Origin of the sequence: Bacillus sp. F2HM (genome assembly GCF_019266135.1) — a bacterium.
GTDB classification, from domain to species: Bacteria; Bacillota; Bacilli; order Bacillales; family Bacillaceae; genus Bacillus; species Bacillus safensis.
On the sequence record NZ_LRMO01000038.1, the window covers coordinates 1 to 13,049 of the forward strand.

A 13,049-nucleotide genomic window follows, 5' to 3' on the forward strand; every position below is an offset into this window, starting at 1 on the left:
TTTTCAAAGATCATCTTCGTTATCGCTCAGAGGCGACTTTCTTAATATAACATTTGAGCACCGTGTGCGTCAAGCGTTTTTTAGAATTTCTTTTTGTCAGCTTTTCTTTCAAAGCAACTCAGTTGCTCGTTAGCGACGTTTAATAATATACCATCATAATATTCATGCGTCAATATCTTTTTTCACAAAATATCCTCGATGATAGATTTTTTGTCCCTTTGTCTCAATCGGCTCCACTTGAACAATTCCTTTTTCCACAAAGAAATCAATCATAACGCTAAGGTCAGGCGTGAAATACTTTAGATCAGGGTGTGCAAGAAGCTCACCAAAAAGCCATATATCCTTCTGTTCCATGACATGACGCAAATGAGCGGCACCAATTTCTGCTTTTGAATGGATCAAAAAATCATTTGCTAAAAATAAAAGTTCCAAACGTTTATGCAGGCTTTCATGGCTTTCAATCAGTTCTGAATAAAGTTTGTATACTTCCGGCTCCATATGACGCACTTGGTTCCAAACGGTCACTTCTGGGTGGAAGCCTTTATCAATTACTTCAATACGTGCTAAGTGATGCAGGGCATGCACAATGGAATTATATGCATCAAGGAATTGATTTGACTCAAAAAATGCTTTTCCTTCTATATATCTGCGAATGAGCTTGCCATATTCTAAACCGATTTTAAGCTTGCGGTTTGAAAACGGGAATGTACTTAGTTCATCAATTAAGTTGAAGATATATTCATTTCGATCAAATAGGACTTTGCCATTCAAAATCCAATCGATGATTCGGCGGTTAGTACCGAGGGTAATCCATTCCTTCAGTTGATCATCTGTGACAACGTTTAAAGAAGCTGTTTGGTGATCGGATTCATAGTGCTTGATAAATAACGGCTCTTCCGCTTCTTTTACGATGACTAAAAGTGCTGCATCAAAGTTATCCGTCTCAGAAGATACTTTATGTCTTCTTTCTACTATAATCACAGCCAATGTGTCTGGATGGCTTGCTCTCTCTTGATAAATAGGACGGAGAAGATTTTCCATAGTGATTCCTCCAATACTCGGGTGTAAAGTTCTTCTCTAATGCTATGTATTTCTCCTCATAGAATCAAAATTCCTTCAATACATGAAAAAAGATCATTGAATCATTATAAGCAATTTATTCACAAAACTCTATAACTAATTCAAACGGAAAGGTAAAATGTGCTATATTGGAGATAAGGGGGACTAGGGATGGCGAAATACTCCAGTAAGATTAATAAAATCAGAACATTTGCACTTAGTTTGGTTTTTGTTGGCTTTCTGATCATGTATATCGGTGTGTTCTTCAAGGAATCGATCTGGCTGTCGACTTTCTTTATGCTGCTTGGCGTCTTATCGATTGGATTAAGTACAGCCGTTTACTTTTGGATTGGTATGCTTTCTACGAAGGCTGTACGTGTCGTTTGTCCAGGCTGTGAAAAGGAAACAAAAGTGCTTGGGCGGGTGGACATGTGCATGCATTGCAGAGAGCCGCTTACACTTGATCCAGCATTAGAAGGTAAAGAGTTTGATGAATCCTACAATCGAAAAAAGTCATAAAAAAAGCTGACCATTTAAACGGTCAGCTTTTTCATTAATGATTTTCTTTTTTCGCACATTCTTGACAAGTTCCATAGATCTCCAAGCGATGATGACTGACTTTAAAGCCTGTCACATGGGATGCAAGCTGTTCAACTTCATCAAGGCCAGGATAGTGAAAGTCCACGATTTTTCCGCAGTTTTCACAAATCGCATGGTAGTGGTCAGATGTCGCAAAATCAAATCGGCTTGAGGAATCACCATACGTTAATTCCTTTACTAATCCAGATTCCCGGAAGACTCGTAAATTGTTGTAAACCGTTGCGACACTCATGTTTGGAAATTTTCCTTCAAGTGCTTTATATATATCGTCCGCGGTTGGGTGAGTCATAGAATTTACGAGAAACTCCAAGATGGCATGGCGCTGCGGAGTAATTCGAACACCGGTTTCTTTTAGAGCATCTAAAGCGTCTTTTAGTTCGTGAGCAGCCATTTCATCATGCACCTCTCTTCAAAAATATTCTTATATTATAATCTTTATAAATAGTGTACCCCCAGAGCCGAAACTTTGTCAATTACAATCCTCTTTTTTACCTATTCTTCTTTACAAAAAAGACCGGCATGACTGCCGATCTCATCCTGTGAGGATATTAAGCGTGAGCTTTCAATTCCTCAAGCGCTTCCTCTACGTGGTCTTTCACTTTTACTTTTCGCCATTCTTTCACAAGCGTGCCTTCTTTATTAATCAGAAACGTTGAACGCTCGATTCCCATATATTCTTTGCCAAAGTTCTTTTTCAGCTTCCATACCCCAAAGGCTTCAGACAATTTCTGTTCATCGTCTACAAGAAGCAGAAACGGCAAATCATGTTTTTCTTTAAACTTTTGGTGCTTGTCCTGACTGTCTGGGCTTACGCCGATAATAACAGCATCTAATTCTGCAAAGCTTTGATGGCGGTCGCGGAAATCACATGCTTCTGTTGTACAGCCTGGTGTCATATCTTTTGGATAGAAATAAAGGACAATATGTTTTCCTTTAAAATCAGAAAGCTTTACTTTCTCCCCGTTGTCACCGGTTAATTCAATGTCAGGTACTTGCTGCCCTACTTCGATTGTCATGACACAATCCCTCCAACCTATTTTTTAATTAGCCTATCCAATTTTGAGAGGATATTCAACTAAGGACGCTTGCATCGGCATGTTAAAATAATGATAGACGACGTGATACGTTGAGATAGGAGGCTATTTATGAAATTCACAGAATCAGAAAAATTACATCAAGAGGCGCTGGAGCACATTGTTGGAGGTGTCAACAGCCCGTCTCGTTCATATAAGGCAGTAGGCGGCGGTTCACCCGTTGCGATGGAAAGAGGAGAAGGCGCTTATTTTTGGGATGTTGATGGAAATCGCTATATCGATTATCTGGCAGCATACGGTCCTATTATTACAGGACACGCCCACCCGCATATTACAAAAGCCATCACGAAAGCGGCTGAAACAGGTGTCCTTTACGGAACACCAACGAAACATGAAGTCACTTTTGCTAAAATGCTGAAGGAAGCCATGCCTGCTTTGGACAAAGTTCGTTTTGTCAATTCAGGTACAGAAGCGGTGATGACAACGATTCGAGTGGCTCGCGCATATACAGGCAGAACAAAGATCATTAAGTTTGCCGGATGCTATCACGGCCACTCTGATCTTGTGCTAGTGGCAGCCGGCTCTGGTCCTTCCACTTTAGGAACACCTGATTCAGCGGGCGTACCAAAGAGTATCGCTAATGAAGTCATTACCGTTCCATTTAATGATATTGACAGCTATAAAGAAGCATTAGATCGCTGGGGTGATGAAGTAGCAGCTGTCCTTGTCGAGCCAATTGTCGGGAACTTTGGCATCGTAGAGCCTAAGGACGGTTTCCTGCAGCAGGTCAATGACCTCACACATGAAAAAGGCGCACTGGTGATTTATGATGAAGTCATTACCGCTTTCCGCTTTATGTATGGCGGTGCACAGGACTTGCTTCAAGTAAAACCTGACCTCACTGCATTAGGAAAAATTATTGGCGGCGGACTTCCTATCGGCGCTTACGGCGGTAAAAAAGAAATTATGGAACAAGTTGCCCCGCTTGGACCAGCCTATCAAGCTGGCACAATGGCAGGAAACCCTGCATCCATTCTTTCAGGTATTGCCTGCTTGGAATTGTTAAAAGAAGACGGCGTTTACGAGCGTCTTGATCAGCTTGGCGCTATGTTAGAAGAAGGCATTTTAGCCCATGCCAAAAAGCATCAAGTAGATATTACAGTGAATCGCTTAAAAGGAGCGCTCACAATTTATTTCACAACAGAAACGATTGTGAACTACGAGCAGGCTGAAAATACGGATGGCGAAATGTTTGCCCGTTTCTTCAAATTAATGCTCGCGCAAGGCATTAACCTCGCTCCTTCTAAATATGAAGCTTGGTTCTTAACGATCGCTCATACTGAAAAAGATATTTCTGAGACGCTGCAAGCAGTAGATCATGCATTTGCACAGCTGAAACAATCATAATGAAGTCCAAAACAGGCGTAAAAACAGGCGCCTGTTTTTTTATTTACCAGCTCTTGTTTGTCAAAAGCGTGCGAATCTGTTACATTTCTTCTCAATACCTTCTTTTGATGTTTTCATGAACTTTCAAAAATCACTTGAATATTTCGGAAGACCGCTGTATATTACTTAGTTGTTTCATCAAAATATGAATGATAAATGACGAGTGATCATCTATTATCGAAAAGAAAGGAATGCAGGGACAAAACCAATGAAACTTGGAGCCCGTATTTTAAAAACTGGTATTGCCATTGTACTCGCGCTTTACCTGGCAACATGGCTTGGGTTGCCAACGCCCGTCTTCGCGGGAATTGCAGCTGTATTTGCTATCCAGCCATCAATTTATCGATCTTTTTTAACCATTGTAGATCAAGTGCAAGCCAATATTATTGGAGCAGCGCTTGCCATTACGTTCGGTCTGCTTTTTGGCACAGGACCAGTCATTATCGGTTTAACCGCCGTCATGGTCATCGCCATTAATTTAAAGCTGAAGATTGAACACACCATTCCGATTGCACTTGTAACCGTCATTGCGATTTTAGAAAGTGCAGGGGATCATTTCCTTTCCTTTGCCTTAATCCGAACAGCTACTGTGGTGTTAGGGGTTCTCTCTTCATTTTTAGTGAATTTAATCTTCCTGCCGCCAAAGTATGAAACAAAACTTGTTCATCACATTATGGAAAATACGGAGGAGATTTTAAAATGGATTCGTCTGACCTCCAGACAGTCTACTGATCATTCCACATTAAAGGATGACATCGATCAAATAAAAGAACGCATGATCAAGTTAGATCACATTTACTTGTTATACAAAGAAGAACGAAGCTATTTAAAGAAAACCACGTATGTCAAATCAAGAAAGCTTGTTTTGTTCAGGCAGGCCATTATGACATCAAATCGCGCTCTGTATTTGCTGAAAAAGCTTCATAAATTAGAAAATGAAATTCATTTGATGCCAGAGCATTTCAGGGAAAGCTTAACGGATGAGATTGATTATTTATTGTATTGGCATGAGCGCACCTTGATGAAATTCGTCGGAAAAATGAAGCCGCAGGACGATGAATTTCAAAATGAATGCTCTCTTCGCCTTGAGACGTTAACGAAATCATTTATTCAGCATCAGCAAAACCAAGAAAACGACTTGCTCGATTACAATATGCTGAATGTCATGTCCAGCATCATCGAATACCGTGATGAATTAGAGCATTTAGATACATTGATTACAAGCTTCCAGACGTATCACCCAAAAGATAGTGAAATCGAGACAGAAGAAAAAGAAGCATAAATAGAAAAGACCGATTCCTAGAATCGGTCTTAAATTGTTGACAAAGAGCTAAAATGATCTTGATTTTTGCTCTTTGTCTTCTTTTCAGCGTGACCTGAAAACCTTTGCAGTCTAGGAAGAACGAGTACCGGAGCGGAGCGAATTGAGTATTCGTGAGCACCGGCACGCAGGACTGACACTTAATGCGAGGGTTTGCCCGCGCGCTGAGACCGATTCTGAGAATCGGTCTTATTTTATTTTCTTCATTTTAGGATCCAGTGTGTCTCTTAATCCATCTCCCATCAGGTTAAAGCCGAGAACAGTCAGCATGATCGCTATCCCTGGAAAGAATAATGTCCAAGGGGCTTGAACGAGATAAGGTCTCGCGTCGGCGAGCATTTTCCCCCATTCTGGGCTTGGCGCCTGTGCACCTAACCCTAAAAAGCCTAAAGCGGCTGCCTCAATAATTGCGGTTCCGATCGCTAGCGTCGCCTGGACGATGACTGGCACCATACTATTTGGCAGAATGTGACGCAGTACGATGCGGCGGTGTGACATCCCAACCGCCTTTGCTGCCAGCACGTATTCTTCTTGTTTAATACTCAGCACTTTTGAACGAACGAGCCGTCCAAAGGTTGGGACATTAATAATCGCAATGGCAATAAGGGCATTTTGTAAGGAGGGGCCTAGAATGGAGACAATAGCAATCGCTAATAGAATGCTAGGAAAAGCAAGTAAAATATCAAACAATCTGGAGATCACAGCATCTAACACTCTTCCGCCATAGCCTGCTATCAATCCAAGCAGTGTGCCTAAAATGACAGACCCGAGAACCGAGAAGAAGCCGACCCATAAGGAAATCCGTGCTCCATGCACAACTCTCGAAAATATATCTCTGCCGAAATCATCCGTACCAAACCAGTGTGCAGCTGAAGGGGCACTAAATCGCTCCCCGAGTGATTGTTCATTGATTCCATAAGGAGCAATGAGCGGTGCAAAGATCGCTAGGATCAGAAATAAAAAGACAATCACACTGCCAATGACCGCCAGCTTATGCTGAAAGAACTGCTTCATTGATTCAAGAATCAATGATTGAGAGCGTTCATCTTTTGGCTGAGGTGGTTCAAGCTCTTTTTGTGCTTCCATATTGTCACTCTCCCTCCCTAATATTTAATCCTTGGATCAATGACCGCATACAAGATGTCCACAATGAAATTGATCAGGACAAATATAAGCGCAACGACAAGAATACCTGTTTGAATGACTGGGTAATCACGATAACTGATGGCGTCATATATATACCGCCCGATTCCCGGCCAAGCAAAAATGGTTTCTGTTAAAATCGCTCCACCAAGCAAGAGGCCCGTCTGAAGACCAATAATCGTCAAGATCGGAATGAGCGCATTTTTCAGGCCATGCTGATAAATGATAAAAAATGAACGTACTCCTTTTGCTTTTGCTGTTCGAATAAAGTCGGAATGAAGCACTTCCAGCATACTTGCCCTTGTAATTCTCGCAATAATCGCAGCAGGAATTGTGGCGAGTGCTGTACTTGGTAAGATCAAATGCTTGATGCTGTCAGCGAATTGATCAAACCGGCCCTGCAAAAGCGTGTCCAGTGTATGGATATACGTGATTGATTCGACTGGATTCCTTACGTCTTCTCGGCCCGTTGTCGGCAAAATACCTAATTCGATCGAGAACAGCCACTGCCCCATTAAGCCTAACCAGAAAATTGGCATGGACACTCCGATGAGTGCAATAAACATCGCGGCATAATCAAAGAAAGAATGCTTAAACCAAGCACTAATGATTCCAGCATTCACTCCCACGACAATCGCCAGCACCATGGCAAAAAAGGTCAATTCTAACGTCGCAAATAAGTAGGGCTTCATTTCCTGGGCAATAGCCGCTCCTGTTCGAATGGAAGTCCCTAAATCCCCTTTTAAAAGGCCAAGCATATAATGACCGTATTGAACGTACCATGGCTGATCTAAACCGAGCTGGATCGTTAATTGTTCTACAGCCTCTTTCGTTGCCCGCTGTCCTAAGATGACCTGCGCTGGATTTCCAGGTATAAAACGAATAATTGAAAACACGACCAATGTCATTCCGATCAGTACTGGGATGAGCATTCCTGCCCGCTTCATACAATAAGCAAACAAACAGCTTTCACCGCCTTTATCTTTGTTTGATAAGGGAGATACATGATCTCCCTTATTTGCTTATTCGAAATACACGTCAGTTAAAGCTTCTGAACCAGTTGGGTGCGGCTGATATTCTTTTAAATCATTAGATGCGGCAAGCATTGGAATTGAATGCACCAATGGAATCCAAGGCGCTTCGTCATGAATGATTTCCTGAGCTTTTTTATACAGCTCATTTCGTTTCTTTTGATCTGTGTCTGTTTGCGCTTCAATAAGAATGTCATGCATTTTATCGTTTTCGAAGAATGTATAGTTGTTACCACCAATGCTGTCTTTGTCCAGCAGTGTGTAAATGAAATTATCAGGATCGCCATTGTCCCCTGTCCAGCCTAATAAGAACACATCTGCTTCCCCTTTACTTGCTTTATCTAAATAGGTGGCCCAGTCATATGTCACAATTTCTGCTTTGACGCCGACCTTTTCAAAATTTGACTGAATGACTTCTGCTACCTTCATCCCATCTGGCATATATGGACGCGGTACAGGCATTGCCCAAAGCTTGATGCGAAAGCCGTCAGGGAAGCCCGCTTCTTTTAATAGTTCTTTCGCTTTTTCTGGATCATACGGATATGGTTCAATGTCGTCATTGTAACCTTCTAAAGCTGGCGGCAATGGATTTTTTGCTGGCTCAGCAAGTCCGCCATAAAATGACTCAATAATCGATTCTTTATCGACCGCATAATTGAGTGCCTGACGAACCAGCTTGTTATCAAGCGGCTTTCTTGTGACGGTCAGTCCGATATAGCCTACGTTCATCGATGGTCTTTCAATGAGCTGGAGTGCTTTGTCGGTTTTAATGCCATCTAAATCTGACGGATTCACGCCATCCATTAAGTCGATCTCGCCTGTTTTAAGGGCATTTAAACGAGCAGAGTTTTCTGGAATGGAGCGGAAGATGATTTGATTCAGCTTTGGTTTATCCTTCTGCCAATACTCCTCGTTCTTTTCTAACACGATGCGGTCGTTTTGCTTCCACTCTTTAAACTTGAATGGTCCTGTCCCCACTGGATTTTCTCTAAATGAATCACCGCTTTTTTCAACAGCCGCTGGACTGGCAATGCCAAATGGTGACATAGCAATGTTTTTGAGAAATGTCGCCTGCGGGCGCTTTAGCTGAAATTCAATTTCATGCTCGCCTTTGACGATGATGTCTTTAATGACATGCCCTTTATCTTTTTTATAGCCGCCAAACATCCCATAGTAAGGAAACTTTTCTGCGTCTCCATTCATCCAGCGGTCAAAATTGAATTTCACTGCTTCTGCGTTAAAGTCTGTGCCATCGTGAAATTTCACACCTTTTCTTAAATAGAATGTGTACGATTTTCCGTCCTTTGCAACATCCCATTCTGTTGCGAGGCCAGGATGGATGGTCGTGTCTTTCTCACCGTAGTTCAAAAGCTTTTCAAATATATTCTCTGTGACCTTAAAGGTTTCGCCTTCTGTTGTTGTGATTGGATCTAGTGAAGTGGAATCTCCCCCTCTGCCAAATACGAGGGTATCTTTTGTTGCCTTTTCTTCTGATGTCGGTGAAGACGAGCATCCCCCTAAAAAGAGCGCCAGTGCCAGCACAAAAATGAAACTACTGAATAACCATGTCTTCTTCATTGTGTTCCTCCTTTAGATATAAATAACACGCGGCCGCGTGCCCCGGTTCCTCCTCATACAAAGCAGGAACTGCTTTCAAGCATTTCTCCCATCTTTTTGGACACCTTTTGTAGAAAGGACAGCCGCCGCGTTCCGTCATTGTGGTCTCTTCTGCTGCCACGTCTTGCGCCTCTAGTACGTGATCCATATGTGGAATGGATTTCAGAAGCAGCGACGTATAGGGATGGAGCGGGCTGTGAAACACATCTTCGGCCGGCCCCATCTCCACAATGCGCCCAGCATACATGACGGCGATCCGGTCGCTCATATACCTGACAACCCCAAGGTCGTGAGAAATAAACAAATACGTCAGAGAAAGCGTCTTTTGCAATTCAAGCATCAAATTCAAAATTTGCGCTTGAACGGATACATCTAAAGCCGAAACTGGTTCATCGGCAATAACTAGACTCGGGTGCGTAATAAGCGCTCTAGCGATACCGATACGCTGCCTTTGTCCGCCGCTGAATTGATGCGCATAACGTTCCCCGTAAGAAGGATCAAATCCAACAATGTGCAGCATCTCTTTTACCCATTTCCGTCTTTCTGCTTTCGTCCCATGATGATGAACAATCAGTGGTTCCTCTAAAATATCTTTGATTTTCATTCTTGGATTTAAAGAAGCATATGGATCTTGAAAGATCATTTGAATGTCTTTTCTTAAGGAACGCATGTCTCGTTCTTTTAGAAGGGTGATCTCCTGCCCTTTTAATTGAATAGAGCCTGATGTGGGTTCAGTCAATCTCATTAGGCTTTTGCCAAGTGTTGATTTACCGCAGCCTGATTCACCAACAATGCCAAGCGTTTCTCCTTCCTTCACGTGAAAGGACACTTGATTTAAAGCCAAAGTCGATTGTTTATGTTTAGAAAAAAAAGCGGCTGTGTCATACCGTTTTGTCAGCTGATTCACTTGCAAGAGTGGGTGACTCAGTGTCTTCTCCTCCTTCCATTAGAAAACATGCCACGCGGTGATTTTGTTCAATGGATTGTAAGGCTGGATCTTTTTCAAGACATTGCGCCATTTGATATGGGCAGCGTGGTGCAAATTGACAGCCGGACCGGATGGCCCCTGGCTTAGGCACATGACCTGCAATAGAGATGAGTTTTTCTTTTTTATCTTTAAACGATGGAACTGAGGCGAAAAGACCTTTCGTGTAGGGATGCAGAGGTTTTTGAAAAATACGGTCAACGGTTCCTTCTTCTACAATTCGACCGGCATACATAATCATGACTCGCTGGCATATTTGCCGCACGACGCCTAGATCGTGGGTAATAAATAAAATAGCGGTGTCCATCTCTTCGTTCAGCTTTTTGAGCAGACGAAGAATTTGCGCTTGGATGGTCACATCAAGTGCAGTTGTCGGTTCGTCAGCGATCATGAGCTTTGGATGACAAAGCATTGCCATCGCAATCATGACTCGCTGGCGCATACCGCCTGATAATTCATGTGGATATTTTCTAAGCAGCGATTCCGCTTGCTTCAACCCAACTGTTTGAAGCAGATCAATCGCCTTCGCTTTTGCTTCTTTTTGACCGATTGATTGATGTGTGAAAAGGGCTTCCGTCATTTGTTTGCCGATGGTCATTAATGGGTTCAGAGAGGTCATAGGCTCTTGGAAAATCATCGAAATGTCATTTCCTCTTATCTCTCGCCACTGTTTCTCTGAAAGTGACAGCAGATTTTGCCCTTCGAAATGAACCTCGCCCGTTGTATCGGTTTGCTGATTCAGACCCATTAATGACATGCTTGTGATACTTTTCCCGCAGCCAGATTCGCCCACAATCCCTAACGTTTCTCCTTTTTGAATTGAGAACGATATGTGATGGACGATGGGCACTTTTTGCTTTTTCTGCTGAAACGCAATGGACAGCTGTTTGACATCTAGCAGCACGTCTTGTTCTTTCACATATTCACCACCCCGTCATACTTTTTAAAATTGTATTGAGACAAGCTGGGAAATATGTCATGTTTTTGACAACATAAAAAAGCCTATCCGCTAGAATCGGATAGGCTTCTACTAATTTAATGTTTGAATGGTAAATAAATGACGATAGTGGCTGTCTCGGTTCATTAATTCTTCGTGTGTTCCTTTTTCCACTATTTCGCCTTGTTCCATGACCACAATTTGGTCAGCGTGTGTAATGGTTGATAATCTGTGTGCGACAATAAAGGTTGTGCGATCCTTCGCCAGCTTTTGCATCGCTTCTTGAATGTAATGCTCACTTTCTAAATCAAGTGCAGACGTCGCTTCGTCTAAAATCAACAGCGGTGGATTTTTAAGAAATACTCTTGCAATGGAAATCCGCTGTTTTTGCCCGCCTGACAACTTTACGCCCCGTTCTCCTACTTTCGTGTCATATCCTTCAGGAAGAGACATAATAAAATCATGCGCATTTGCCGCTTTTGCAGCCGACACGATTTTTTCAAAAGGTGCTTCAGGGTCACCAACCGCAATATTTTCTTTAATCGTGTCACTGAATAGGAATGTATCCTGCAGCACCATTCCGACTTGATTTCGAAGACTTCTTGCTTTGTACTCTTTTATATCAATCCCGTCAATTTCAAGTGACCCGTTTGTGACATCATAAAACCTTGGAATTAAGCTGACGAGTGTCGACTTCCCTCCACCGCTCATTCCTACAAGCGCAACCGTTTGTCCTTTGTCTACTTTCAAGGAGATATTGTGCAGAATCTCTTCCTGCGTGTGTTCATAACGAAACGACACATGTTTAAACTCTACCTCTCCTTTTAAATGATTGGCTTCTTTTGCATTCGGCCGGTCTGTGACCTCATATGGCTCATCAATAAACTCAAAGATCCGATCCATTGATGCAACGGACTGGGTTAAAGTTGTGGATGAGTTAATGAGACGGCGAATTGGATTGTACATCCGGTCAATATAACCGACAAAGGCGATCATGGTCCCGATCGAAAGCGAACCGTTAATCACGGTGTAGCCAGCAAATGCAATGATTAACAGCGGTGCAATGTCAGTGATCGTATTGACGACAGCAAATGTTTTGGCGTTCCAATTCGTATGGTTGATTGCTTTGTTTAAGAAATTTTTGTTTTCATCATGAAAATTCTCTTGTTCATATTCTTCAATCGCAAAGCTGCGAATGACCGGCATTCCTTGTACCCGCTCATGCAGGTGCCCTTGCACTTCTGCCAGCGCCTGTGACCGCTCTTTTGTCAGCTTGCGAAGCCGTCCGTAAAAATACTTTACTGCAAACGCATATAGCGGAAAAATAATGACAGACACGATGGTGAGCTTCAGATCCAGTGTACACATAATGGCGATCACGATCAGTACGGTCATCATATCCAGCCAAATGTTCATGAGCCCTGTGATGACAAATTCCTTTGTCTGCTCCACATCGTTGATCACTCTTGAAATAATTTCTCCTGTTCTCGTGTTGGCATAATAACGAAGACTTAGCTTTTGAATATGCGAGAACAGTTTTTCCCGAATATCAAATAATACCTTACTGCCTGTCCACTGAGCGTAGTATTGTCTATAGTATTCAACAGGCGGCCTCAACACTAAAAATAATACGAGCATGATTCCCATTATGATCAGTAGAGTTGATGTCTTTTCTTCAGCTGACCCCGAGCCTTGAATGACATCATCAATGACATACTTTAAAAGCAGAGGCAAGGTTAAGGGAATCGAGAACTTAATCATTCCGATGACCATTGTCAATGCAATCTGTTTTTTATACGGTGTTACAAAAGCCATGTAGCGTTTAATGACCCCCATGTAAATCTCCTTCCCAATCTATCAGTGCCTCTTATCCGTA

12 protein-coding genes are annotated in these 13,049 nt (G+C 42.4%); 3 read left to right on the forward strand and 9 right to left on the reverse strand.

Annotated elements, in window-relative coordinates; genetic code table 11:
- Nucleotides 1-162: 162 nt before the first annotated feature.
- Nucleotides 163-1,041 carry a nucleotidyltransferase-like protein gene (locus tag AWT60_RS17900; protein ID WP_024425790.1) on the reverse strand — a complete coding sequence of 293 codons (879 nt, stop codon included), beginning with the start codon at nt 1,039-1,041 and terminating at the stop codon, nt 163-165.
- Between the two features lie 189 nt (nt 1,042-1,230).
- Here AWT60_RS17900 and AWT60_RS17905 point away from each other — a divergent pair, with 189 nt between their 5' ends.
- Nucleotides 1,231-1,578: a YgzB family protein gene (locus tag AWT60_RS17905; protein WP_024425201.1), complete on the forward strand. Its 348-nt coding sequence runs from the start codon at nt 1,231-1,233 to the stop codon at nt 1,576-1,578.
- A gap of 34 nt (nt 1,579-1,612) precedes the next feature.
- On the opposite strand, the gene perR is transcribed toward AWT60_RS17905, so the two are convergent.
- The gene (gene perR / locus AWT60_RS17910; RefSeq protein ID WP_012009347.1) at nt 1,613-2,050 is read right to left on the reverse strand and encodes a peroxide-responsive transcriptional repressor PerR; all 438 of its coding nucleotides are present in this window, start codon (nt 2,048-2,050) and stop codon (nt 1,613-1,615) included.
- 157 nt (nt 2,051-2,207) lie between these two features.
- Nucleotides 2,208-2,675, reverse strand: coding sequence for a thioredoxin-dependent thiol peroxidase (gene bcp, locus AWT60_RS17915; protein ID WP_024425791.1), 468 nt, complete (start codon nt 2,673-2,675; stop codon nt 2,208-2,210).
- A 129-nt stretch (nt 2,676-2,804) separates the two neighbouring features.
- Between bcp and AWT60_RS17920 the strand changes: the two genes are divergently transcribed.
- On the forward strand, nt 2,805-4,100 hold the full coding sequence (locus AWT60_RS17920; RefSeq protein WP_075622604.1) for a glutamate-1-semialdehyde 2,1-aminomutase: 1,296 nt from the start codon (nt 2,805-2,807) through the stop codon (nt 4,098-4,100).
- 247 nt (nt 4,101-4,347) lie between these two features.
- The gene (locus AWT60_RS17925; protein ID WP_024425203.1) at nt 4,348-5,421 is read left to right on the forward strand and encodes an FUSC family protein; all 1,074 of its coding nucleotides are present in this window, start codon (nt 4,348-4,350) and stop codon (nt 5,419-5,421) included.
- A gap of 228 nt (nt 5,422-5,649) precedes the next feature.
- Here the strand turns inward: AWT60_RS17925 and AWT60_RS17930 are convergent, their stop codons facing one another.
- The 6 genes from AWT60_RS17930 to AWT60_RS17955 all read right to left on the reverse strand — a co-directional run bounded on the left by AWT60_RS17930 (nt 5,650) and on the right by AWT60_RS17955 (nt 13,009).
- Entirely contained in the window at nt 5,650-6,546 is an 897-nt protein-coding gene (locus AWT60_RS17930) for an ABC transporter permease (protein WP_025093464.1), read from the reverse strand.
- 17 nt (nt 6,547-6,563) lie between these two features.
- Entirely contained in the window at nt 6,564-7,565 is a 1,002-nt protein-coding gene (locus tag AWT60_RS17935) for an ABC transporter permease (protein ID WP_024425205.1), read from the reverse strand.
- A 60-nt stretch (nt 7,566-7,625) separates the two neighbouring features.
- Entirely contained in the window at nt 7,626-9,212 is a 1,587-nt protein-coding gene (locus tag AWT60_RS17940) for an ABC transporter substrate-binding protein (RefSeq protein ID WP_041106789.1), read from the reverse strand.
- The gene (locus AWT60_RS17945; RefSeq protein ID WP_080769497.1) at nt 9,187-10,164 is read right to left on the reverse strand and encodes an ABC transporter ATP-binding protein; all 978 of its coding nucleotides are present in this window, start codon (nt 10,162-10,164) and stop codon (nt 9,187-9,189) included. The genes AWT60_RS17940 and AWT60_RS17945 overlap by 26 nt, the downstream gene beginning before the upstream one ends.
- The gene (locus AWT60_RS17950; protein ID WP_041106785.1) at nt 10,133-11,155 is read right to left on the reverse strand and encodes an ABC transporter ATP-binding protein; all 1,023 of its coding nucleotides are present in this window, start codon (nt 11,153-11,155) and stop codon (nt 10,133-10,135) included. The genes AWT60_RS17945 and AWT60_RS17950 overlap by 32 nt, the downstream gene beginning before the upstream one ends.
- Before the next feature lie 111 nt (nt 11,156-11,266).
- Nucleotides 11,267-13,009 carry an ABC transporter ATP-binding protein gene (locus tag AWT60_RS17955; protein ID WP_218677576.1) on the reverse strand — a complete coding sequence of 581 codons (1,743 nt, stop codon included), beginning with the start codon at nt 13,007-13,009 and terminating at the stop codon, nt 11,267-11,269.
- Nucleotides 13,010-13,049: the final 40 nt, after the last annotated feature.